Genomic DNA, 23,609 nt, shown 5'->3' with positions numbered 1-23,609 from the left:
ACCGACCATGCTGACGCTGATGGGGATGGAAATCCCGCAAGAGATGACTGGCAAGCCGCTGTTCATCGTGGAATAATCCCTCCCCATGAGGGGAAAGGCGATTTTTTCAAATACATGGATCGCGACGGCAGTCCGATCCATGAGTTACGCCAGCGCACTCAGCGCTGGCGTATTGCTGTGCGCGACATATGCTCATGCAGACGATCGCAGCCAGCTGCAATCCATTCAGGCTGATATCGCCGCCAAAGAGCGCGCGGTTCGCCAACAGCAACAGCAACGCTCCACCCTGCTTGCTCAGCTCAAAACGCAAGAAGAAGCCATCGCTGCAGCAGCCCGTAAGCTTCGGGAAACGCAGAATACCCTAGCCGACCTCAATAAGCAGGTCGACGCGATGAACGCCTCCATAGCCAGACTCGAAAAGCAAAAAGCGGCCCAGGAACGTAATCTTGCCGCACAGCTTGATGCGGCTTTTCGTCAGGGCGAGCACACCGGTATTCAGTTAATACTGAGTGGCGAAGAGAGTCAGCGTGGTCAGCGTTTGCAGGCCTATTTCGGCTATCTCAATCAGGCCCGTCAGGAAACCATCGCCCAACTAAAGCAAACCAGCGAAGAGGTTGCTTCACAGAAAGCGGAGCTGGAAGAGAAGCAAAGCCAGCAGCAAACGCTGTTGTACGAGCAGAAAGCCCAGCAGGCCAAGCTTGAGCAGGCTCGTAACGAGCGTAAGAAAACCCTCTCCGGGCTGGAATCCTCCATTCAGGCCGGACAGCAGCAACTCAGCGAGCTTCGTGCCAACGAATCACGTATGAGATCACGCATTGCGCAGGCTGAAGCCGCTGCGCGAGCGCGTGCTGAGAAAGAAGCCAAAGAAGCGCAAGCCGTGCGTGACCGTCAGCAAGACGCTTCCCGCAAAGGCACCACCTACAAACCTTCAGAAAGTGAACGTTCACTGATGGCACGAACAGGCGGCCTGGGCTCGCCTCGCGGTCAGGCCTATTGGCCGGTTCGTGGCCCAACGCTGCATCGCTATGGCGAACAGCTGCAGGGTGAACTACGTTGGAAAGGGATGGTTATCGGTGCGTCTGAAGGCACCGAAGTGAAAGCCATTGCCGATGGACGTGTGATCCTCGCCGACTGGCTGCAGGGTTACGGCTTAGTGGTCGTCGTCGAGCACGGCAAAGGCGATATGAGCCTTTACGGCTACAACCAAAGCGCGCTGGTAAGCGTTGGAACACAGGTTCGCGCAGGCCAGCCGATTGCCCTTGTGGGCAGCAGTGGTGGTCAGGGCCGGCCGTCACTCTACTTCGAAATTCGCCGCCAGGGTCAGGCGGTCAATCCACAGCCGTGGTTGGGAAGATAAGTTTTGCTTCAATTTCGCACGTTAGTGTTCTCCATCAGCGCCGCCCTGACGATGGTGGCTCCGGTCCACGCCGGAAAACTCGCCATTGTGATAGATGACTTTGGCTACCGCCCACAGCAGGAAAACCAGGTCCTGGCTCTGCCAAACGCCGTTTCCGTCGCGGTGTTACCCAATGCGCCGCACGCCCGGGAAATGGCGACCAAAGCCCACAACGGTGGCCATGAAGTTCTGATCCACCTGCCCATGGCGCCAATCAGCAAACAGCCGCTGGAAAAAGACACCCTTCGTCCGGACATGAGCAGCGATGAGATCGAGCGCATTATTCGCGATGCCGTCGGCAAAGTGCCCTACGCGGTTGGCCTGAACAACCACATGGGTAGCGCGATGACATCCAGCCTGTTTGGGATGCAAAAAGTGATGCAGGTGCTGAACCATTATAACTTTTACTTCCTCGACAGCATGACGATTGGCAACAGCCAGTCGATGCGCGCTGCTGCGGGCACGAATGTGAAGGTGATAAAACGTAAGGTGTTCCTGGATGACATGCAAAACGAAGCGGATATTCGCATGCAGTTTAACCGTGCCGTTCAGCTTGCCAGACGAAATGGTTCTGCCATTGCTATCGGACACCCGCATCCTTCAACGGTGCGCGTGCTCCAGCAGATGATTTACAACCTGCCGCCGGATATCACGCTTGTGCGCCCAAGCAGCCTGCTCAATGAGCCACAGGTTGATACTTCAACGCCAAACAACACGCAGCCAGTACAACCGACTGCGCCGCGTAATCCTTTCCGTGGCGTGAAGCTGTGTAAACCGAAGCAGACCCCGCAACCGGTCTACGCCAGCCGTTACTTTGCCGTGCTCGGTGAAAGTATTACTCACAGTACGCTGGTGCAGTACCTGCAATTGCAGTGGCAGGGTTGGGATAAAAAGGCCTGATAGCCATCAGGCCTGACGGGAGTCTGTGCGCTCTTCAGCCACGATTCCCGGCTTTTTCTCGTGCGCGTACCAGGCTTTGAAGTATTTCAGAAAGCTATATAGCGTGGCATACAATCCTGTCACCGCACCGACTTTCCCTTTCCGCCAGGCTCCGCTAAACAAATACCACTTAAAAAACGCCCCAATTGCGCTAATAAACCCACGAGTAAGAGAAGGCCGGATCTTTTTGTATTTCACAAGGCGGGTCGTGTAGCTGTTTAATTTGCTGAAGACTTCGTGCAGGGACCAAAAAGTATCGTGCCTGACATGGCCTTCAATTTTGAAGGTTTTAATATCGCCCTCAACCTGATCGTCCACCGGGCGAAGATTAAAACGCGCATGCTGACGATGAAAAAGACGGACAGGATAGTCGGGTGACGAGATGGGGTAAATGGTTCGGATCTCTTCCCCCAGCACGTACCAGTGCCGCGTGATGCGCCAGCCGTGGTGTGCGGGTGGCTCCTGCCCGGCTTTCAGCGTGTTAATAAAGGCCACGGTTTGGGGATCAAGAATTTCATCGCTGTCCATGCACAATACCCAGTTATGGGAAGCATGCTGTATCGCGACATTCATTTGCTCACCGTGCATACGATATGGATGATATATCGCATTCAACCCATATTCCTGGCAAATATTTAATGTCTCATCGCTGCTGCCGGAATCGATGACAACAATTTCATCAGCCACGGTGATTAATGGCGGGATCACTTTATGCAACAAACGTTCAGAATTAAAGGTTAACAGACAGACCGTTAATTTAAGCATTCCTGCCCTGCCGGTATTAAAAAGGTGAGAAATAAACCCGAAGTTTAGTGTGCGTTTTCATTTTTAAACATAATCGGATCCACACTTTTATAGCGATTGATTTTTCGTTCATTTCTGGATCATCACTCAAGGCAACAAAAAACGCTGAATCTCCCGCGAGTTTCCTTATAATGCTGGCTGGTTTTTTAATATGAGAATCAGAGAGCATGGTGCCGCAAAAACGAAAAATCCTGCTGTTCGACAGTGGCAAAGAGTGGGGTGGTGGCACCAACAGCATGCTCGAACTGCTCAAGCGTATTGACCGCCAACGCTTTGATATTACTTGCTGTTTCTACCATAACTATCGCCGTGCGGGCGGAGAAAGCATTGAGCAGGTGCTGAGCGCTATCGGCATTCCGATGATTGTCTTACCTGCTCGCCGCCAGCCAGGCTGGGCGAAAGTGCTTAAAGAGCTTGGCCGCAGCCTGCTGTTTTTCTCCCGCGATGCGCGCAAATCGTTTACCCGCAAAATGGATACGCTGTGGCGCATTCAGCCCGATGCCCGCCGCCTCAAAAAAGTGCTGCAGGATGGCGGGTATGACGTGCTGTACATGAACAATCAGCCCGGCTCTAACGAAGAGGGCTATCACGCCGTGCGTGGAACGCCCGTTGCGCTGGTCCAGCACTGCCGTATTGAACCGGTACTTTCGCCCTCGTTAGTGCAGCTTGTGAATCAGCAAATCGACCGAATTATCGCGGTATCAAAGGGTGTGGAAAACGTGCTACTCGCCAATGGGGTGGAGGCAAAATTCTGCGTCACGGTGAACAACGCTATCGATATTCACCAGCCGCTGCCCGACCGTCACAAAATGCGCGAATCGCTTGGCCTCGATGGCGACACCTTTGTTTTCGGCAGCATCGGCTCTCTGATTGCCCGCAAAGCCAATCACCACACGCTTGAAGCATTGGCCTTGTTCCGGCAAAAATACCCTGACGCTAAATGGAAAATGATCCTTATCGGCGAAGGGCCGGAACGCCAGGCGCTTGAAGCACAGGCCGCTAAGCTGGGCTTAAGCGAACGTCTGATCTTTACCGGTTTTCGCAATAATCCCTTTGATTATCTCGCCACGTTCGATGCCTTTGTCCTCGCTTCCAGCAGCGAGGGATTACCGCGTGTGGTACTCGAAGCCATGCTATTAGGCATTCCGGCCATTGGCTCCGACGTCACCGGCACTGGCGAATTAATCAGCCACCAGCACACCGGGTTGCTCTTCCCGTGGAGTGACATTCACGCGCTGGCTGACCATCTTTCTGCTATCTGGCAGGACGCCGATCTGCGCCAGCGCCTGGCAACTCAGGCTAATCAGCATGTTCGTGACCATTACGCCATTGAGCACTATGTTGCCGGCGTGGAGCACGAACTGGCTTCTCTTTCATCAAGACGGACAGACCATGTTTAAATTTCTGAATGCCCGCTATCGCCACATCAAGGCGCGTCACAACATTCCTTACGCTTCACTCGCCCCTTCTTCTGTGAGCGTGCCGGTGACGTCTGTCGTCATTCCTTGCACTGGCGCGGATTACATTGAAGAAGCGTTGCTGTCTGCGACCTTTGCTGAGCGCTTTGCCCCTGATCTCGAAGAGATTGTGATCGTCAGCGACCAGCCAGAAAGCGCTTTTGGCGAACTGCCGGCAAAAACGCGCGTGGTCACGCTGGAGCTGCCAAAGCGTGAAGAGAGCTATCGCTATAAGCAAATCTACCTGAGCCGTCTGGTCAAGCTGAATGCGCCTCTTCAGGCGCGGGGTGAAGGGATTTTGATGATCGATTCCGACCTCAATCTGCTGCAAATGCCGCAGTTCCGCGTGGAAGATCAGCATATCTACTCCAGCTTCCGTCAGGGCAAAATGATCGCCAAGCTGGAAGGGGCGCCTGAGCAGAACGTTCCGGCTTACTATAAAGAGACCGTTCGCCCTTATATCGTCGACCATGTGAATGGCGCCTTTCTGGCCGCCACCCGCAAAACCTGGCGTCGTATCTGCCCGCTGTGGTTAACGCTGTTCCAGGATACCTGGGAACTGATGGACGACAGCCAGCCGCCAACCGATCAGCTACCGCTGGCTGCCCTGCTGGATATGCTGGATTTGAAAACCGTGAATCTGGGCGACTGGATGAACTGGCCGGTATCGAAAAAAATCGGCGGACAGGAAGCCGTTATCCCGAAAGAAGTGGTTGGAGCGCACGGTGGATTCCCGTTATCGGAATGGCAGAAGTATCTCGTCTCTCGCGACAGCAAGCTGTTGTTTAAAGGGCAGGATTACACCCGTAAGGTGCGTTATCTGACGGACAAAGAGAAGCAGCAGCAAAGCTAAGCCTGGCGGAGCTACGCTTGCACAGGCCTACAGAAATCAACGTCCGTAGGCCGGATAAGCGCAGCGCCACCCGGCTTTCACCAAAAGTTAATCCCAGCTCAGGATAACTTTCCCTGATTGACCTGAACGCATCGCGTCAAAGCCTTTCTGGAAATCATCAATCCCGAAACGGTGGGTGATGATAGGGGAGAGATCCAGACCAGACTGAATCAGGGCCGCCATTTTGTACCAGGTTTCGAACATCTCACGGCCATAGATGCCTTTGATGAACAGGCCTTTGAAGATGACCTTGGTCCAGTCGATGGACATATCTGACGGTGGAATGCCCAGCATCGCAATACGCCCGCCGTGGTTCATGGTATCAAGCATGGTGCGAAACGCCGGTGGCGCACCGGACATCTCCAGACCCACGTCAAACCCTTCCGTCATGCCCAGCTCGACCATCACGTCCGTCAGGCTTTCATTGGCGACGTTCACCGCGCGAGTGATGCCCATTTTGCGAGCCAGCTCCAGACGGTATTCGTTCACATCGGTGATAACCACGTTGCGAGCGCCGACGTGTTTCGCCACCGCAGCGGCCATAATGCCAATCGGGCCTGCGCCGGACACCAGCACGTCTTCACCGACCAGATCGAAAGAGAGCGCCGTGTGAACAGCGTTACCAAACGGGTCAAAGATGGAAGCCAGATCGTCGGAAATATTGTCCGGGATTTTGAAGGCGTTAAAGGCCGGGAGCACCAGATATTCCGCGAAACAGCCCGGGCGGTTTACCCCTACACCGGTGGTGTTACGGCACAGGTGTGTACGACCAGCACGGCAGTTACGGCAATGGCCGCAGGTGATATGGCCTTCGCCAGACACGCGATCGCCAATTTTAAAGCCCTTCACTTCCTGGCCGATGCCGACCACTTCCCCGACATACTCGTGACCGACAACCATAGGAACCGGAATGGTCTTCTGCGACCATTCATCCCAGTTGTAGATATGCACATCGGTGCCGCAGATAGCGGTTTTGCGGATTTTAATCAGCAGGTCGTTATGCCCGACTTCCGGTTCCGGAACGTCGTTCATCCAGATCCCTTCTTCGGCTTTCAGTTTCGATAATGCTTTCATCTCACACCCTCAGGCAATCACGCCCAGTTGCTTACCGATGCGGGTAAACGCGTCCACCGCACGTTCAATTTGCTCAGGAGTATGCGCCGCGGACATCTGCGTGCGGATACGCGCCTGGCCTTTTGGCACCACCGGGTAGAAGAACCCGGTGACGTAAATCCCTTCTTTTTGCAGCTCGCGCGCAAACTCTTGCGCCACGGTGGCTTCACCCAGCATCACCGGAATAATCGCGTGGTCAGCACCTGCCAGCGTGAAGCCTGCTGCCGTCATTTTTTCACGGAACAAGCGAGCATTGGCCCACAGGCGATCGCGCAGTTCTGCACCGGACTCAACCATCTCCAGCACTTTGATGGACGCTGCGACAATTGCCGGCGCCAGTGAGTTGGAGAACAGATAAGGGCGAGAACGCTGACGCAGCCACTCAACCACTTCTTTGCGAGCGGCGGTATAGCCACCGGATGCGCCACCAAGCGCTTTACCCAGCGTGCCAGTGATGATGTCCACGCGACCCATCACTTCGCAGTATTCATGGGAGCCACGGCCGTTTTCGCCCACGAAGCCTACCGCGTGGGAATCATCGACCATCACCAGCGCATCGTACTTATCCGCCAGGTCGCACACGCCCTTCAGGTTAGCAATCACGCCGTCCATGGAGAACACGCCGTCGGTGGCGATCAGCACATGGCGAGCACCCGCTTCGCGCGCTTCTTTCAAACGAGCTTCCAGCTCCTGCATATCGTTGTTGGCATAGCGGAAGCGTTTTGCTTTACACAGGCGTACGCCGTCGATGATGGAAGCGTGGTTCAGTGCATCAGAGATAATGGCATCTTCTGCACCCAGCAGCGTTTCAAACAGGCCGCCGTTGGCGTCGAAGCAAGAGGAGTAAAGAATGGCATCTTCCATGCCGAGGAAATCGGCCAGCTTTTTCTCCAGCACTTTATGGCTGTCCTGAGTGCCGCAAATAAAGCGCACGGACGCCATGCCGAAACCGTGGCTGTCCATGCCGGATTTTGCTGCAGCAATCAGCTCAGGATGATTTGCCAGGCCAAGGTAGTTATTGGCGCAGAAGTTAATGACATGATTGCCGTCACCGACGGTGATGTCCGCCTGCTGGGCGGAGGTAATGATGCGTTCTTCTTTAAACAACCCTTCCGCGCGAGCGGTCTCCAGGTCACCGGTTAACTGTTTGTAAAAATCACCACGCATTGCAACTCTCCAGATTCGGCAAAATTTGGCACATATTACCCAATGCTATAGGCGTATACGAGATGACGCTGTGCCAGATAAGTATTTTTGTAGCATAAATCACGTGTATCCCTGCGGCTTGTCGGTGAATGTGAAGACTCCGCGTAGTGATGGTATGATAAGAACCATTAGCGTCCGGGAGAGGCCCGGTCACCCACATTTCAAAGGTTATCGTTATGATCATCGTTACCGGCGGCGCAGGTTTTATTGGCAGCAATATCATTAAGGCCCTGAATGACAAAGGCATCTCTGACATCCTTGTCGTGGACAACCTGAAAGATGGCACCAAATTCGTCAACCTGGTCGACCTCAACATCGCCGACTACATGGACAAGGAAGACTTCCTGATCCAGATTATGGCGGGCGAAGAGTTCGGTGAAATTGAAGCCGTGTTCCATGAAGGCGCCTGTTCATCCACCACCGAGTGGGACGGCAAGTACATGATGGATAACAACTATCAGTACTCCAAAGAGGTGCTGCATTACTGCCTGGAGCGTGAAATCCCGTTCCTGTACGCTTCTTCCGCTGCCACCTACGGCGGCCGTACTTCTGACTTCATTGAATCCCGCGAATATGAAAAGCCGCTTAACGTTTACGGCTACTCCAAGTTCCTGTTCGATGAATACGTTCGTCAGATCCTGCCAGAAGCAAACTCTCCGGTAGTCGGCTTCCGTTACTTCAACGTTTATGGCCCACGTGAAGGCCATAAAGGCAGCATGGCGAGCGTCGCTTTCCACCTCAACACTCAGTTAAACAACGGTGAAAGCCCGAAACTGTTCGAAGGCAGCGATGGCTTCAAACGTGACTTCGTCTATGTCGGCGACGTTGCGGCAGTCAACCTGTGGTTCTGGGAAAACGGCGTGTCCGGCATTTTCAACCTCGGCACGGGCCGTGCGGAATCTTTCCAGGCCGTGGCTGACGCCGCGCTGGCATATCACCAGAAAGGTTCCCTCGAATACATTCCGTTCCCGGAAAAACTGAAAGGCCGCTACCAGGCATTTACTCAGGCCGATCTGACTAACCTGCGTAAAGCCGGCTACGACAAGCCGTTCAAAACCGTGGCGGAAGGTGTCGCGGAGTACATGGCCTGGCTGAACCGCGACGCATAAGATAAGACCAATGAAAATACTGGTGATCGGCCCGTCATGGGTGGGCGACATGATGATGTCGCAAAGTCTCTACCGCACGCTCAAGGCGCGCTATCCCCAGGCGATCATTGATGTGATGGCACCCGCGTGGTGCCGTCCTCTTTTATCGCGCATGCCAGAAGTTAACGAAGCCATCCCGATGCCATTAGGCCACGGTGCGCTGGAAATCGGCGAACGCCGTCGACTCGGGCACAGCCTGCGCGAAAAGCGCTACGATCGCGCTTATGTTCTGCCTAACTCATTCAAATCCGCACTGGTACCGTTCTTCGCGGGGATCCCGCAGCGTACAGGCTGGCGTGGCGAGATGCGCTACGGTCTGCTGAATGACGCACGCGTGCTCGACAAAGCGGCATGGCCTTTAATGGTCGAACGTTACGTCGCACTGGCTTATGACAAAGGCGTAATGCGTTCTGCCAAAGATCTGCCGCAGCCGCTGCTATGGCCTCAGCTTCAGGTTAACGAAGGGGAGAAATCCCAGGTCTGTAACGCGTTTAACCTCTCCAGCGAACGCCAGATGATCGGCTTTTGCCCGGGCGCTGAGTTCGGCCCGGCAAAGCGCTGGCCGCACTATCACTACGCTGAACTGGCGAAACAGCTGATTGACGAAGGTTATCAGGTGGTGTTGTTTGGCTCAGCCAAAGACAATGATGCCGGCAATGAAATCCTTGCCTCATTGAGCATCGGGCAGCAGGCATGGTGCCGAAATCTGGCGGGGGAAACTCAGCTTGAGCAAGCCGTTGTGCTGCTCGCTGCCTGCAAAGCGGTGGTGACCAACGATTCAGGTTTAATGCACGTTGCTGCGGCCCTGAATCGTCCACTGGTTGCGCTGTATGGCCCAAGCAGCCCGGATTTCACGCCGCCGCTTTCGCACAAAGCGAAAGTCATTCGCCTCATTTCCGGCTATCACAAAGTGCGTAAAGGCGACGCCGCCGAAGGCTATCATCAAAGCCTGATCGACATTACGCCGTCTCGTGTTCTGGAAGAGCTCAATCAACTCCTGCTGGACGAGGATGCCTGACGCATGCGAGTGCTGATCGTAAAAACCTCTTCGATGGGCGATGTGCTGCATACTTTGCCTGCCCTGACCGATGCCGCCAATGCCATTCCAGGCCTTCGTTTTGACTGGGCCGTAGAAGAAGGCTTTGCCCAAATCCCGACCTGGCATGCTGCTGTGGATAAAGTGATCCCTGTGGCTATCCGCCGCTGGCGCAAAGCCTGGTTCTCAGCACCGATCAAAGCTGAACGCCATGCTTTTCGTCAGCAGATCCAGACAGAAAAGTACGATGCCATTATTGATGCCCAAGGGCTGGTAAAAAGCGCTGCGCTGGTGACTCGTCTGGCACGTGGCGTGAAACATGGTATGGACTGGAGCAGCGCCCGTGAACCTTTGGCAAGCCTGTTTTACAACAGACGCCATCATATCGCCAAAGAGCAGCATGCCGTCGAACGCACGCGCGAACTGTTCGCCAAAAGCCTCGGCTATGTGAAACCTGCTGTTCAGGGTGATTACGCGATTGCCCGTCATTTTCAGCATTCGCAGGAACACTGCGGCGTTCCGTATGTCATATTCCTGCATGCCACAACCCGGGATGATAAACATTGGCCGGAATCGCACTGGCGAGCCCTCGTAGAACTGATGCAACAAAGCGGATTACAGATTAAACTTCCCTGGGGCGCGGAGCATGAACGTCTGCGCGCGGAACGCATTGCAGCAGGGCTTAAGCACGTCGAAATATTGCCAAAGCTCACGCTGGCAGACGTTGCCGCAGAGCTGGCAGGGGCACAAGCGATTGTCTCCGTCGACACCGGTTTGAGTCACTTAACCGCGGCACTGGATCGCCCCAACATCACTCTTTTCGGCCCAACCGATCCCGGGCTGATTGGGGGCTACGGCAAAAACCAACAACAATACGTAAGCCCGACGGGCAAGATGGGAGATATCACGGCCGATGCGATTTTTAACGTCCTACAGGGCAACCTGCAACGTACGGGCAAGGAAACGTAGTTAATGAGCTATGTGCTTCTGTTTATTCTCTTTCTTCCGGCAAAATTGCTGGGGAAGCTGTTTCGCAAAGAGACCGGTAAAAACCTCGTTATCCAGACCGCGAAGATTGGCGATTTCGTCAATGCTACCCCCTTACTCAGTCACCTGAAAAAGAGTGATGTGCTGATAAGTCGCGCCGTAGAGCCGCTGGCAAGCCGCGACGACACCATCGAGACGATTTATCTCATCGGTAAAAAGAAGCGCAATGTGTTCGCCAAACTCCGCTTTGCCTGGCAGATCATGAATCGCTACGACAACGTGTATCTGCTGCAGCCGAACAGCACCAATCTCTTCTTCGCCGCCGTCTGTAATGCAAAAAACAAACAGTTCCTGAGCATCTACACCCGCCGCTGGTATCACACCATTTTCTACATGGCGGCGGATGGGGTGGTAGAGCACGGGAAACAGACGCTATCAGTCACTAATTATCTGCAATTAGCAGACAGAACATTGAGCTGGCAGGATGCCCCAAAGCATGCCACGCATCCGCTCTATCAACCGAAAGCATGGCCGGAATGCCTGAATAAACAGGGTGTTATTCGTATCGGCCTGAGCATTTCCGCAGGCAATAAAGCAAAGACAGTTCCGCCGTCCGTCTGGAAACGTATTTTCGACACGTTGAAAGATTTGCCTTGCCAGTACTACATTTTCGGCACTGAGAACGAACAACCCTGGCTTGACGAGCTTTATCGCGTCACAGGTGAACAGAGCAATATCACCAGCATGCTGGGATTGCTGCCGTTAGAAGATGTGCCGTGGGCCATCTCCAGAATGGATTGCTACATTGCCTCCGACTCGGGGAATGTCTATATCGCAGACGCTGTAGGCGTGCCTGTCGTCCTGCTGTTTGGACCATGCTGTCACCACGAACAACGCCCGCTGGGTAAAACCCTGTTGATTGGCAATGATGACAACATCAGTTCATATGTGTTTGAGACACGGTATTATTTTGATAAATCCCGTGAAGAGTTGTTCTGCCTCTCTGAACAGGATGCCATCAGACTCTATCATTTCATTGCCTCAAAGAATCAATCTCAAAATAATCTCATTTAAGGTTTTTATGGGCACGCTGACTAAACAGATTTATCGTTATACCCATAAGCGCAATATGCGTCACAATGAGAATCTTTGGCCCTATGTAAAAATTCGGCGTGCCGCGTCAGGTGAAATCACAGCATTAAACTATCGCCATCACTCCATCCCACTGACGCGTTTATCTGAGCTGCATGATCAGTATTCCGGAAGCCTGTTATTGACGGCGACAGGACCATCAGTGAAAGAGATTGATTTTAGCCAGCGTCCTGATGACATCACTACCGCAGGGGTAAATGGGGCATGGAATCTCAAATACCCCCTTGATTTCAAACTCTACTTTATTGTCGACATGACGTTTATCGATCATCACACTCAAATGATCAAAGAAGTCTGTGCTTCAGGAAATATTACCCTCTTCACGACAGTAATGGGGATTATCAAGCTTATCGATGCATTCGGATATGAAAATATTCAATGCAAGCTAGCCATTATTGAAGACATTTGTTATCAAACTTATCAGCCATCGGTAAAAAGAAACCACATTAATCATCATTTCTCAAATAAAGCCAATGTTGTTTTTTCAACCACACATCCTGAGATTGCCTTCAGCACTGATATTTGCAAAGGTGTTTTTGATGCAGGCACTGTTGTTTATTGGGCACTCCAGGTCATTGGCTACCTTGGCTTTACGAAAATCTATATCGCAGGGTTAGACCTGAACAATCTTTCTGCACCTCGGTTCTACGAGAATGAAGGGAGTAAACGACCTTCGTACCTGCATGATAAGCTCAATGGAGTCGTTTTCCCGGCATTAAAATTAGCGAGTGAAGTATTGGCAAAGAAAGGCGTCTCCATCGTTAATCTGTCATCGCTGAGCTCCGTCCCCGAAAGCACTTTCCCCAAACAGGGTTTTTTATGATGTCATTGGTTAAATGGAAAAAAATCTATTTATCATTCTTTATTTTCTTCATCCTGATGAGCACGATTTTTTGCGGTGTTTCCAGGGTTAACATTTCATTTCATATCGCATTATCATTATTCCTGCTTACGCTGATTTTTTCTTCTCAAGCTCGTAATCAGTTTTTACAGGACAAAATATATCTGTATTCTTTAGCTACCGTAGCAGTGTTTGTTATCTACTATTCGCTCTCCAATTTATGGTCCACTTCACCCCACCTGAGTTCCTCGCTAACACACTCATTTTATTTACTGGTGTTAATGGCACTTTACCGACAAGCAGAGCTGGCAGGTTATAAGAAATATGTCATCACAGCAGTCTGGCTTGGCACCATTATTTTGGCTGTGCTCACTCTAACCCTTGTTGATAAGAGCCATATCTTCCACTCACGTCTTCGCGATGGATTTCCCTGGTCACCTGACAATGTTATTGATCTTGGGGGCTATATGGCATTAGGCATTCTCTTCAGCGTGCTGCTGGTGCGTGAGTTCAAATCGCTGTGGTTCCTGGTTCCTATCCCACTATTGTTACTTTGTCTGATACTGACTCAAAGTCGTGGCCCGTTAATGGCACTTGTTGCCGCCAGTGTCGTAACTGCCGTGCTGCGCCCAAAATGGAATATCAAATTATTAGCAGCAATTTCATTGCTCATCGTTGCGGCAGTGGGTTTGCTTTATGCCAGTGGATTCCTCGATACTTTTATCAACCGCATTGATTCCTCCTATCAGCAAAGCTTTATTCGCTTTGGTATCTGGGAACATGCCTATGATGTTGCAATGCAAAAACCTATTTTCGGTTGGGGTTTCGAAAAGGAATTAGCGTTCGTTAACAGTATTGGCCAACATGTCACAACAACACACAGCCTGTATTTTGCAGCATTGCTTAAAGGCGGCATCGTTGGATTCGTATTATTTGTCTCGGTTATCGGGCTCGCACTGTGGCGCTGCAAACAGCATTTTGCATTAAACCAGAAAGCTGAAGTCGCCATTTGGTTGTTTTCGCTAATATTCTACTCCACGCAAGGGATGTTTATTATTAGTAACCCACGCGAGTACTGGGTGCTGTTCTGGCTGCCATTAATCATCGCCATGAGCACGCCAGTCTCCAAATCTGCGCAGCGATAAAGTAAAAACGCCGGTCACCCGGCGTTTTTTTTCACCTGATAAAACTCCGCCAGCGTCATTCCCTGGGTTCGTTGTGCAAGCCAGGCGAAGAGCTTTTCTAAATCCTGATACAACCCTTCAATCGCGGCTTCATCTTTAAACGTTGGGCTGCCGCCGGGCATAAATTCCGATGAGTGCAGCATAAATTCGACGTAGTCGTTGCCTTGGGCAAGGCATTTCTCCGCAACCTTGATCATCTCATCTGCATTTCCACCAGCAGGGCGTAGCCAGTTAACGGAAGGAGAACGGTATTTGCCGCGCAGGCGATCGTAACCTTGCTTCACGCTATTCAGCCAACCCGGGTGTTTGTACTGAATGCTCATCGGAACTTCCAGCAAGGCGCTGTTGCCTGGCAGATGAATCGCATTTTCATCGATAAAATACGCATGTTCCGGGAAGTGCTGATAATCCGTTCCGCCTGTCCCCTGCGGCGCACCTTTGGCGTTTCGCCAGTTCACGCGCGGCGTCACTGAGCAATCGACCTGATAGCCCAGCTCAATCAGCAATTTTGCATAACGGCTGTCGAACGCCCAGCGTCCGGCACGATGGCTGAGCATTTTAGTCTGGAAGGTGCTCTCCAGAAGCTCAGTCATGAACAGCACTTTTTCACGCAGAACCGTATCCGGATATTCAATCAGATAGGGTTGCCAGCGCCAGTCATCGCCGGTCAAATCATGCTCCGGTGGGCTGTTCCAGGCATGCAAATGCATGCCGACTTCCCCTTGCCCGCGAGCAATCACGTCTTTGGCAAAGTCGATGTAAACCGGGTCAACCGCCATCTCGTAGTTCGTTAACCAGACCGGCTTGAAACCATATTTTTCACACAGAGCCTGGAAGCGCGGCAGGTATCGGGCGTTTTCCGTTTTAATTTCCCGATGGTTTTGCCAAAGGTTATCGCCTTCAGTATCGATGGTGATGATAAATGCTGGTTTCGTCATGGTGATGCCATAGTCGATGAGGGTTAGGGCTATGTTACGCACTCTCGTCTCACCGAGTAAACAGTTGCCAGGAAAAACCTGACATTGCCGAGAAATGATGCAAGTCCTCATCATGTCTATTAGAATTGCAGGCAATATGACCCCAATAAGATGATGATGAATAACTCACTTAACGCGCCCGGTTTACGCATTCTTTTGATTAAATTACGTCATCATGGCGACATGCTTCTGACTACCCCGGTGATCCACTCTCTGCGCCAGCGCTGGCCCGATGCGCAAATCGACGTTCTGTTATATGAAGAAACCCGGGATATGCTGGCCGCGCATCCTGACATCCATCAAATCTATGGCATCGATCGCAAGTGGAAAAAACTCGGTACGCGCGGGCATCTGCAAAAAGAGTGGCAGTTGCTGATGACATTGCATGACCAGCGTTATCAACTGGTTCTCAACCTTGCCGACCAGTGGCGAAGTGCCATCATCACTCGTTTTACCGGCGCGCCAGTGCGCATTGGTTTTGATTTTAATAAGCGTCGCGGTTGGTTTTGGCGTCACTGCCATACGGAGCTTGCCTCCGTAAACGGCCATAAGCAGATGCATACCGTTGAGCAAAATCTCTCGATTCTTGCCCCGTTGGGTATTGCGCCAGTCAGTTCGGTTGCGATGAGCTATAGCCAGGAAGACTGGCAAGCCGTCGCTGATAAACTGGCTGAAAAGGGCGTGCCAGAAAAGTTTATCGTTGTGCAGCCTACCTCTCGCTGGTTTTTCAAGTGCTGGGATGAGAGCAAAATGGCCCAAACCATCGCGGCACTCCAGCAAGATGGGTACACGATTGTGCTGACTTCAGGCCCGGATAAAAAAGAGCTGGCTATGGTCGACACCATCCTTGCCGCCTGCCCTCAGGAACGCGTGGTGTCGTTAGCCGGACAGTTAACGCTTCGTCAGTTAGGCGCACTGATAGGCCACGCCGCGCTGTTTATTGGCGTGGACTCTGTGCCTATGCATATGGCTGCGGCCTTACAGACGCCGTGCGTTGCGCTCTTTGGCCCATCAAAACTCACGTTCTGGAGCCCATGGCAGGTGAAAGGTGAAGTGATCTGGGCGGGGGATTATGGCCCGTTGCCTGATCCTGATGCGGTCGACACGAAGACGAAAGAACGCTATCTGGACGCAATCCCGGTTGAACGTGTCATTGCTGCAGCAAGGAATTGCCTGTCATGAAGAAACATCGCCTCGCCATAGTGCGCCAAAAATATCGTCCTGACGGCGGTGCCGAACGTTTTGTTTCTCGCGCCCTGAGCGCTTTGAGCAATCAGGATTTAGAGCTAAATGTCATCACTCGCCAGTGGCAGGGCGAAAAACAGGATGACTGGCACATTCATCTTTGCGATCCACAGAAATGGGGTCGCATCAGCCGCGAACGCGGTTTCGCTCATGCGGCGCGCAAGCTCTGGCAGGCAGAGCAGTTTGATATCGTGCAAAGCCATGAGCGAATTGCAGGCTGCGATATTTACCGTGCAGGCGATGGCGTTCACCGCCGCTGGTTACTGCAACGCCAACGAATTTTACCCGGCTGGCGTGGCCACATGCTGATGCTCGATCGCTACCATCGCTACGTGATGGGCGCTGAAAAGGCGATGTATCAGGCGCCGGAACTCAAAGCCGTGATTTGTAATGCGGAAATGGTGAAACAAGAAATCATCGAAGATTTCGCCGTCGACGCAAAAAAAGTCCACGTGATTTATAATTCCATTGATTCCAGCCGCTTCGTTCCAGCGGAAAGCATGCAAAAATTCGCCCTGCGTGAAAAGCTTGGCATTCCAGCGAATGCCGTGGTGTTCTGTTTTGTGGGCTCTGGGTTTGAACGTAAAGGGCTGGCGGCGGCGATTAAAGCCATCGCAGGCAGCGATCGTTACCTGCTTGTCGTTGGTCAGGACAAAGCTGAAAAGCACTATCACGCGCTGGCGCGCTCAGAAGGTTGCGCGGATCGCGTTCGTTTTTGTGGTATGCAAAAAGAAACATTGCCGTTCTATCAGGCGGCCGACGGCTTATTGTTGCCAACCCTGTATGATCCGTTTCCCAATGTCATTCTGGAAGCGATGGCCTGCGGGTTGCCCGTCATTACCTCACCCACCTGCGGTGGGGCTGAATTTATTGCGCAAGGTACAAACGGTTTTGTCTGCGATGCACTCGACATCTCACGCCTGCGAGAGGCCGCGATGGCAATACCGGCACAGGAATACGATGACAAAATGGGCATGGCTGCTCGCCATAAAGTCATGGATGCAACACCGGAGCGGCTCTCAAGCCAGCTCATTACGCTTTATCAAACTTTATTGGATTAATGATGCGCATCCTTATGATTATTGATGGTTTACCCGGCGGGGGCGCCGAAAAAACGGTGCTGACGCTCTCGCGTGGGCTCGTGGAAATGGGTCATCAGGTATCACTGTTCTCTTTGCGCAAAGTGTGTGACTACGCCATTCCGGAAGGCATCGATTATCAGGTCGTTCAGGACACCTGTAAAAAGCCCTGGCGAAAGCTTACGGAGCTGTGTCGCCGCGCTCATTTACTGGACGAAGCCATCGTCAAAGCGCAGGAAAGCGGGAAGTTCGATATCGTGTTCTCCCACCTGCATAAAACGGATCGCATCGTGGCTCGTACACGCGCTATCAGCCGCGATAAAATCTGGTACTGCGTTCACGGCATGTTCTCGTTTTCTTACCTGCGCAATCGCCGTGCCCCGTCACGCTGGTTTAAGCGGGCCAAAATTCGCCGGGTTTATGAAAATTCACAGGTTGTGGCGGTATCGAATGCCGTGCTTCATGATCTGACCCAAAATCTGCGCATCACCCTCAACCGGGGCGCGGTTATCCATAACCCATTTGATATCGCGACTATTCAGCAGCTTGCTAATGAACCTTTTGAGCTGGAAGGACAGGATTACCTCATCCATGTCGGCCGCTTCCATGAACACAAGCGCCACGATCGCCTGCTTCGTGCCTTCGCAAAAAGTGGCATTCCAGGCCAGCTGGTGATGATGGGTAATGGCAGTCAAAAACAAATCGACCAGCTGAAAGCATTGGCAAAGACATTAGGCATTGCCGACAGAACGCAGTTCCGTGCCTTCGTACCGAACCCTTATCCGTGGATCAAAAACGCAAAACAGCTGGTCTTGAGCTCTGATTGCGAAGGATTTGGTAACGTGCTGGTTGAAGCGATTATTTGCCAGACGCCAGCCGTGAGTACACGCTGTCCAGGCGGGCCGTCAGAAATTCTCACTGGCGAACTTGCTCGTGGTCTGAGTGAAATGAATGACGATGGGCTGGCAAAAACCATGCAGGATATCTGGCAACATCCACCGGCTATCGACAACACCACCATTTCTGCCTACGGCATTGAGGCAATCTGCCGTCAATATATTGCGCTTGCGGGCACTAAACAGTAATCAGGTATTGTATGCAACACCCGACATCACCACTGCTTAGCGTGGTTGTCGCCGTCTACAACGGCGAAAAATTTTTAGATCAGTTCTTCTCCTGCCTCGTGGCGCAAAATATCGAGAGCATGGAAGTGATCATCGTCAATGACGGCTCCACCGACGGCTCACTGCAGATAGTGGAAAAGTGGCGCCAGCAGCTGCCGCAGATGCAGGTGCTCGAGCAGGAAAATCAGGGCGTTTCCGTTGCCCGTAATACTGGCCTGGCCGTTGCCACCGGCCAGTACCTGTCCTTCCCGGATATCGACGATTTCTTCAAACCGGGCATGTATCAGCACTTGCTGGATCTGGCCCTCAAAAGCCAGCTTGATGTTGTGACCTGCAACGGGAACTACGTTTGGGAAAATGACAAAAAGCCTACTCGTCCGATTTTCCCGCCTGAAAAATTGCACTCTACCGGTGTCCTGAGTGGCCCGGTGTGGTTGAAACAAGCCCTGGACTCACGCAAGTTTCTGCATGTGACCTGGCTGAATCTGTACCGCCATGACTTCATTCGCCAGCATAATTTCCATTTCGAGCCAGGCCTTCGTCATCAGGACATTCCCTGGACGACAGAAGTGCTGCTGGCTGCAGAGCGAGTGCAGTACACCAGCGAACAGTATTACGATTACTACATCCACTCGGCATCCGTCTCCCATACGCCGGACACCGACGAGACGCTAATTCGTTCTGCTCGCCACTATATGAAAATTCTGGAGATGCTGGATGCGATAAACCAGCGCTATCCGGAACAGGTGAAAGGCATCGCGGCTTGCCACTGGCAGATAGCCAAAGAAGGTCTGGGGATCATTCATACGTTCGACAATATGAAAGATCCGCGTAAAAAGGCGATGATCGTGCGGGAATTCTTCGATCGTGGCATCTGGAGACTGATCTGGAAAAGTGCAAAAAGCCCGCGTCTGCGCTGGCGTTTAGGCCGCCGCTACTTCCGTTTGAAACGTTATCTGAGCGATTGAACGTCCAGATTGCCAAAGGGATAGCTTTAAGCCCGCTAAATGCTTAGAATTTGCCCGCCGAAGACAATAAAAACGGATAACACGCTTGGAATTTCTGTATACCATTTTGCTCTACCTGATTCAGCCGCTGGTCTGGCTGCGGCTGCTGTTACGCAGCCGCAAAGCGCCTGCGTACCGTAAACGCTGGGCAGAACGCTACGGCTTCTGCAAAGGCAAGGTAGTGCCCGATGGCATACTGCTGCATTCCGTGTCCGTTGGCGAAACGCTGGCGGCTATCCCGCTGGTGCGCGCCCTGCGCCATCGCTATCCTTCGCTGCCTATCACCGTGACCACGATGACACCAACGGGGTCAGAACGTGCAATGTCTGCCTTCGGGAAAGACGTCCAGCATGTGTATCTGCCTTACGACCTGCCGGGGGCGATGAACCGCTTCTTCAACACCGTGCGGCCGAAACTGGTTATCGTGATGGAAACAGAGCTGTGGCCAAACATGGTGACGGCGCTGCACAAGCGCAAAATTCCGCTGGTAATTGCTAATGCTCGTTTGTCTGAACGCTCCGCGAAAGGGTACGGCAAGCTCGGCAATTTCATGCGTCGCCTGCTGAGCCGCATCACCTTAATTGCCGCTCAGAATGAAGAAGACGGCAACCGCTTCCTCTCTCTCGGCCTCAAACGTAATCAGCTCGCCATTACCGGCAGCCTCAAATTTGATATCTCCGTGACGCCAGAACTGGCGGCACGAGCCATCACGCTACGTCGCCAGTGGGCGCCGCGCCGTCAGGTGTGGATCGCCACCAGCACCCACGATGGCGAAGAAAAAATTATCCTCGATGCACATCAAAAGCTGCTGGAAACTTTCCCTGACCTGCTGCTGATTCTGGTGCCGCGCCATCCAGAGCGCTTTGCGGATGCCCGTGAACTGGTGCAAAAAGCCGGAATGACCTTCACCCTGCGCAGCACCGGAGAGATCCCTTCGCCCAACACTCAGGTCGTCATTGGCGACACGATGGGTGAGCTGATGTTGCTCTACGGCATTGCCGATCTGGCATTTGTTGGCGGAAGCCTTGTCGAGCGCGGCGGTCATAACCCGCTGGAGCCTGCGGCTCACGCCATTCCCGTGCTGATGGGGCCCCATATTTTCAATTTCAAAGACATCTGCGCCAAGCTGCAGCAGGCGGAAGGGCTCATCACCGTGACGGATACCGAGTCGCTGGTGAAAGAAGTCTCCACGCTGCTCACTGACGAAGATTATCGTCTGTGGTACGGCCGTCACGCTGTCGATGTTCTTCATCAGAACCAGGGCGCTCTCGTCCGTCTGCTGGAGTTACTGCAACCCTACCTGCCTCAGCGGAGTCATTAATGCCAACGCGCCTGTCGGTGGTGATGATTGCCAAAAATGCCGCTGAGCTGCTGCCAGAGTGCCTGGCGTCAGTCCACTGGGCTGACGAGATCATCGTTCTGGATTCCGGCAGCAGTGATAACACGGTGGAACTGGCTCGCAGCCTGGGCGCAAAAGTCCATGTGAATAGCGACTGGCAAGGTTACGGCGTTCAGCGCCAGCGTGCACAAGCCCTGGCAAGCGGCGATTATATTCTGATGATCGATACCGATGAGCGAGTCACGCCTGAATTAGAACACTCTTTGCGTCACGTGCTCACTGCGCCACAAGCAGGTGCGGTCTACAGCATTGCTCGTCAGAACTATTTTCTCGGTCGTTTTATGCGGCATAGTGGCTGGTATCCCGACAGGGTCCTGCGCCTCTACGAACGCGAACGCTGGCAGTACAATGACAATCTGGTTCATGAATCCCTTGAGTGCCGTGATGCCAAAATCATCGAGCTAAAGGGCGATCTACGTCATCTGACGTGCCGCGATTTTGCTGACTTCCAGCAAAAACAGCTCGCCTACGCGACGGCCTGGGCTCAGGAACGTTTCCAGAAAGGCAAAAAGGCGTCACTGGCAGGCATTTTCGGCCACACGCTCGGCGCATTCATTAAAACGCTGCTGATACGTGGTGGCGTGCTGGATGGCGCACAGGGCTGGCTGTTGGCTGTGGTTAACGCACAATATACGTTTAACAAGTACACCGAGCTGTGGGCACTGAACCGCGGCTTTAGCAAGAAGGCGTGAGTCATGAGCACAAAAGCCATCTATCCCGGCACGTTTGATCCCATCACCAACGGTCATCTTGATATCGTCACTCGCGCCAGTGCGATGTTCGATAAAGTGTTGCTGGCGATTGCCGCAAGCCCGAGCAAAAAGCCGATGTTCGATTTGAATGAACGTGTAGCCCTGGCTCAGCAGGCTGTTTCACATATCCCGAATGTTGAAGTGGTGGGCTTCAGTGACCTGATGGCCAATTTTGCCCGCGCACAGCAGGCCAATATTTTGATTCGTGGTCTGCGTGCGGTTGCAGATTTTGAATACGAGATGCAGTTGGCGCACATGAACCGCCACCTGATGCCAGAGCTGGAAAGTGTGTTTCTGATGCCTTCGAAAGAGTGGTCATTCATTTCATCTTCGCTGGTGAAAGAAGTGGCTCGCCACGACGGTGATGTCGCCCACTTCCTCCCCCCTGCCGTTCATCAGGCGCTGATGGATAAGCTGAAGCCTTAGTGCACTCTTCTTGCCGGATGGCGTTAACGCTTATCCGGCCTACAACCAACAAACAGACTAGTGAGTTATTTCTGGCACTGGCGGCAGTAAAACGTCGCCCGCTGCGCGTGTTTCGTCGCAATGATCGGTGCCCCGCACACTCTGCATGGCTCATCTTTACGGCCATAGACCTGCAGCTCCTGCGCGAAATAGCCCGGTTTACCATCACTTTGCAGAAAATCTTTTAGCGTCGTTCCACCTTGCTCAATTGAGCGCAGCAAAACAGCCTTAATCACGCGCACCAATAGCTCGCACTCTTGTGGTGAAAGCGATGACGCCAGGCGATCGGGATGGATCCCGGCGGCAAAGAGCGATTCACTGGCGTAAATGTTCCCTACACCGACCACCAGTTTGTTATCCATTAGCCAGGGCTTGATTGGGGTTTTCTTCTTTGCGCATTTTTCACGGAAGTAGTCAGCGTTAAACGCCTCGCTGAGAGGCTCAGGCCCAAGATGCGCCAGCACGCTGTGTCCTTCAAGCTCTTTGGTCCACAACCACGCGCCAAAGCGACGTGGGTCGGTATAGCGCAGCACTTTGCCGTTGCTCATCACCAAATCAACATGGTCATGTTTTTCGGCCGGACGCTCTTCAGGCAAAATGCGCAAACTCCCGGACATGCCCAGATGAATGATTATCCAGCCATCCGGCAGTTCAAGAAGCAGATATTTGGCACGTCGCTGGACGCTGAGCACAGGTTTATCGCTGAGGCTGTGAATTTCAGCCGAGACTGGCCAGCGCAGGCGGCCGTTACGAACAATAGCGTGCAGGATGGTTTCACCGACCAGATGTGGCTCAATGCCACGACGGCTGGTTTCAACCTCTGGTAATTCAGGCATGACGTCTCCGAAAACCGTTCAGGATGCTCTCTATTATGGGGACGTGCAGAAAACAAAAAACCCCGCAAGAGCGGGGTTTTCGTACAAGGAGACTAAAATTATTTAATTTTAGCTTCTTTGTAAAGTACGTGCTGACGGACAACTGGATCGAACTTTTTCAGTTCCAGTTTTTCCGGCTTAGTACGCTTGTTCTTCGTGGTGGTGTAGAAGTGACCAGTACCAGCAGAAGAAACCAGCTTGATTTTCTCACGAATACCTTTAGCCATGATTCAATTCCTCTTAGTACTTAGTACTTATCGCCACGGGCACGGATGTCAGCCAGAACTGTATCAATGCCTTTCTTATCAATAACACGCATACCTTTAGCAGATACACGCAGGGTGACAAAGCGCTTCTCGCTCTCAACCCAGAAACGGTGAGAGTGCAGGTTCGGCAGGAAACGGCGCTTAGTCGCGTTCAGTGCGTGGGAACGGTTGTTACCGGTCACCGGACGCTTGCCAGTTACTTGGCAGACTCGGGACATGTCTATTCTCCAAAAATCAAATTAGCTCGAGCTTCGTATAGGGTATT

At 52.7% G+C, this 23,609-nt stretch carries 24 protein-coding genes and 1 pseudogene; 18 read left to right on the top strand and 7 right to left on the bottom strand.

The genetic code is table 11. The features are described from left to right. The 3 genes and pseudogenes from ACRCWW_RS20040 to ACRCWW_RS20030 form a co-directional block, all read left to right on the top strand. Window positions 1-76 (top strand): annotated as a pseudogene (locus ACRCWW_RS20040) (phosphoglycerate mutase); the annotation flags it as partial. A 9-nt stretch (window positions 77-85) separates the two neighbouring features. Continuing rightward, window positions 86-1,357 carry a murein hydrolase activator EnvC gene (gene envC / locus ACRCWW_RS20035; protein WP_438683955.1) on the top strand — a complete coding sequence of 424 codons (1,272 nt, stop codon included), beginning with the start codon at window positions 86-88 and terminating at the stop codon, window positions 1,355-1,357. Between the two features lie 3 nt (window positions 1,358-1,360). Further along, window positions 1,361-2,296, top strand: coding sequence for a divergent polysaccharide deacetylase family protein (locus ACRCWW_RS20030; RefSeq protein ID WP_438683954.1), 936 nt, complete (start codon window positions 1,361-1,363; stop codon window positions 2,294-2,296). A 6-nt stretch (window positions 2,297-2,302) separates the two neighbouring features. On the opposite strand, the gene ACRCWW_RS20025 is transcribed toward ACRCWW_RS20030, so the two are convergent. Beyond that, window positions 2,303-3,100, bottom strand: a complete 798-nt coding sequence (locus ACRCWW_RS20025) for a glycosyltransferase family 2 protein (protein ID WP_438683953.1) — start codon at window positions 3,098-3,100, stop codon at window positions 2,303-2,305. Window positions 3,101-3,306: 206 nt separating this feature from the next. On the opposite strand from ACRCWW_RS20025, the gene ACRCWW_RS20020 reads away from it, so the two are divergent. Then, on the top strand, window positions 3,307-4,539 hold the full coding sequence (locus tag ACRCWW_RS20020; RefSeq protein ID WP_438683952.1) for a glycosyltransferase: 1,233 nt from the start codon (window positions 3,307-3,309) through the stop codon (window positions 4,537-4,539). After that, window positions 4,532-5,449, top strand: a complete 918-nt coding sequence (locus ACRCWW_RS20015; RefSeq protein WP_438683951.1) for a hypothetical protein — start codon at window positions 4,532-4,534, stop codon at window positions 5,447-5,449. Before ACRCWW_RS20020 ends, ACRCWW_RS20015 begins: the two co-directional genes overlap by 8 nt. Before the next feature lie 87 nt (window positions 5,450-5,536). On the opposite strand, the gene tdh is transcribed toward ACRCWW_RS20015, so the two are convergent. Beyond that, on the bottom strand, window positions 5,537-6,562 hold the full coding sequence (gene tdh, locus ACRCWW_RS20010) for an L-threonine 3-dehydrogenase (protein ID WP_438683950.1): 1,026 nt from the start codon (window positions 6,560-6,562) through the stop codon (window positions 5,537-5,539). A 9-nt stretch (window positions 6,563-6,571) separates the two neighbouring features. After that, a complete protein-coding gene (gene kbl / locus ACRCWW_RS20005) occupies window positions 6,572-7,768 on the bottom strand; it encodes a glycine C-acetyltransferase (protein ID WP_438683949.1) in 1,197 nt (398 codons plus the stop codon). A 215-nt stretch (window positions 7,769-7,983) separates the two neighbouring features. On the opposite strand from kbl, the gene rfaD reads away from it, so the two are divergent. The 6 genes from rfaD to ACRCWW_RS19975 are packed head-to-tail and all read left to right on the top strand — an operon-like array spanning window position 7,984 to window position 14,116. After that, window positions 7,984-8,916, top strand: coding sequence for an ADP-glyceromanno-heptose 6-epimerase (gene rfaD / locus ACRCWW_RS20000; RefSeq protein ID WP_404656580.1), 933 nt, complete (start codon window positions 7,984-7,986; stop codon window positions 8,914-8,916). A 10-nt stretch (window positions 8,917-8,926) separates the two neighbouring features. After that, on the top strand, window positions 8,927-9,973 hold the full coding sequence (gene rfaF, locus ACRCWW_RS19995; RefSeq protein WP_438683948.1) for an ADP-heptose--LPS heptosyltransferase RfaF: 1,047 nt from the start codon (window positions 8,927-8,929) through the stop codon (window positions 9,971-9,973). A gap of 3 nt (window positions 9,974-9,976) precedes the next feature. Beyond that, entirely contained in the window at window positions 9,977-10,960 is a 984-nt protein-coding gene (rfaC, locus tag ACRCWW_RS19990; protein WP_438683947.1) for a lipopolysaccharide heptosyltransferase RfaC, read from the top strand. A gap of 3 nt (window positions 10,961-10,963) precedes the next feature. Continuing rightward, on the top strand, window positions 10,964-12,052 hold the full coding sequence (locus ACRCWW_RS19985; protein WP_438683946.1) for a glycosyltransferase family 9 protein: 1,089 nt from the start codon (window positions 10,964-10,966) through the stop codon (window positions 12,050-12,052). A 7-nt stretch (window positions 12,053-12,059) separates the two neighbouring features. Next, window positions 12,060-12,953 carry a sugar glycosyltransferase gene (locus ACRCWW_RS19980; RefSeq protein ID WP_438683945.1) on the top strand — a complete coding sequence of 298 codons (894 nt, stop codon included), beginning with the start codon at window positions 12,060-12,062 and terminating at the stop codon, window positions 12,951-12,953. Then, window positions 12,950-14,116, top strand: a complete 1,167-nt coding sequence (locus tag ACRCWW_RS19975; RefSeq protein ID WP_438683944.1) for an O-antigen ligase family protein — start codon at window positions 12,950-12,952, stop codon at window positions 14,114-14,116. The genes ACRCWW_RS19980 and ACRCWW_RS19975 overlap by 4 nt, the downstream gene beginning before the upstream one ends. A 14-nt stretch (window positions 14,117-14,130) precedes the next feature. Here ACRCWW_RS19975 and ACRCWW_RS19970 read toward each other — a convergent pair whose 3' ends face one another. Further along, the gene (locus ACRCWW_RS19970) at window positions 14,131-15,093 is read right to left on the bottom strand and encodes a polysaccharide deacetylase family protein (protein ID WP_438683956.1); all 963 of its coding nucleotides are present in this window, start codon (window positions 15,091-15,093) and stop codon (window positions 14,131-14,133) included. Between the two features lie 150 nt (window positions 15,094-15,243). Here ACRCWW_RS19970 and rfaQ point away from each other — a divergent pair, with 150 nt between their 5' ends. From rfaQ to coaD, 7 genes are all read left to right on the top strand, one after another. Beyond that, window positions 15,244-16,314 (top strand): putative lipopolysaccharide heptosyltransferase III, encoded by a 1,071-nt coding sequence (gene rfaQ, locus ACRCWW_RS19965; RefSeq protein ID WP_438683943.1) that lies wholly within the window; start codon window positions 15,244-15,246, stop codon window positions 16,312-16,314. Then, window positions 16,311-17,438, top strand: a complete 1,128-nt coding sequence (locus ACRCWW_RS19960; RefSeq protein ID WP_438683942.1) for a glycosyltransferase family 4 protein — start codon at window positions 16,311-16,313, stop codon at window positions 17,436-17,438. The genes rfaQ and ACRCWW_RS19960 overlap by 4 nt, the downstream gene beginning before the upstream one ends. 2 nt (window positions 17,439-17,440) lie before the next feature. Beyond that, window positions 17,441-18,541: a glycosyltransferase gene (locus ACRCWW_RS19955; RefSeq protein WP_438683941.1), complete on the top strand. Its 1,101-nt coding sequence runs from the start codon at window positions 17,441-17,443 to the stop codon at window positions 18,539-18,541. Between the two features lie 11 nt (window positions 18,542-18,552). Then, entirely contained in the window at window positions 18,553-19,548 is a 996-nt protein-coding gene (locus ACRCWW_RS19950; protein WP_438683940.1) for a glycosyltransferase, read from the top strand. Window positions 19,549-19,633: 85 nt separating this feature from the next. Next, on the top strand, window positions 19,634-20,908 hold the full coding sequence (gene waaA, locus ACRCWW_RS19945; RefSeq protein WP_438683939.1) for a lipid IV(A) 3-deoxy-D-manno-octulosonic acid transferase: 1,275 nt from the start codon (window positions 19,634-19,636) through the stop codon (window positions 20,906-20,908). Beyond that, complete coding sequence (locus tag ACRCWW_RS19940; protein ID WP_438683938.1) at window positions 20,908-21,678, top strand: glycosyltransferase family 2 protein; 771 nt, start codon at window positions 20,908-20,910, stop codon at window positions 21,676-21,678. Before waaA ends, ACRCWW_RS19940 begins: the two co-directional genes overlap by 1 nt. Window positions 21,679-21,681: 3 nt before the next feature. Beyond that, window positions 21,682-22,164 (top strand): pantetheine-phosphate adenylyltransferase, encoded by a 483-nt coding sequence (coaD, locus tag ACRCWW_RS19935; protein WP_438683937.1) that lies wholly within the window; start codon window positions 21,682-21,684, stop codon window positions 22,162-22,164. 65 nt (window positions 22,165-22,229) lie between these two features. Here coaD and mutM read toward each other — a convergent pair whose 3' ends face one another. The 3 genes from mutM to rpmB all read right to left on the bottom strand — a co-directional run bounded on the left by mutM (window position 22,230) and on the right by rpmB (window position 23,562). Further along, on the bottom strand, window positions 22,230-23,039 hold the full coding sequence (gene mutM, locus ACRCWW_RS19930; protein ID WP_438683936.1) for a bifunctional DNA-formamidopyrimidine glycosylase/DNA-(apurinic or apyrimidinic site) lyase: 810 nt from the start codon (window positions 23,037-23,039) through the stop codon (window positions 22,230-22,232). Between the two features lie 98 nt (window positions 23,040-23,137). Beyond that, window positions 23,138-23,305: a 50S ribosomal protein L33 gene (gene rpmG, locus ACRCWW_RS19925; RefSeq protein ID WP_003024094.1), complete on the bottom strand. Its 168-nt coding sequence runs from the start codon at window positions 23,303-23,305 to the stop codon at window positions 23,138-23,140. A gap of 20 nt (window positions 23,306-23,325) precedes the next feature. Continuing rightward, a complete protein-coding gene (gene rpmB, locus ACRCWW_RS19920; RefSeq protein ID WP_438683935.1) occupies window positions 23,326-23,562 on the bottom strand; it encodes a 50S ribosomal protein L28 in 237 nt (78 codons plus the stop codon). Between the last annotated feature and the right edge of the window lie 47 nt (window positions 23,563-23,609).

Origin of the sequence: Scandinavium sp. (assembly GCF_051650185.1) — a bacterium.
In the GTDB taxonomy this organism is placed as follows: domain Bacteria; phylum Pseudomonadota; class Gammaproteobacteria; order Enterobacterales; family Enterobacteriaceae; genus Scandinavium.
This window is presented reverse-complemented; position numbering and strand designations above follow the sequence as displayed.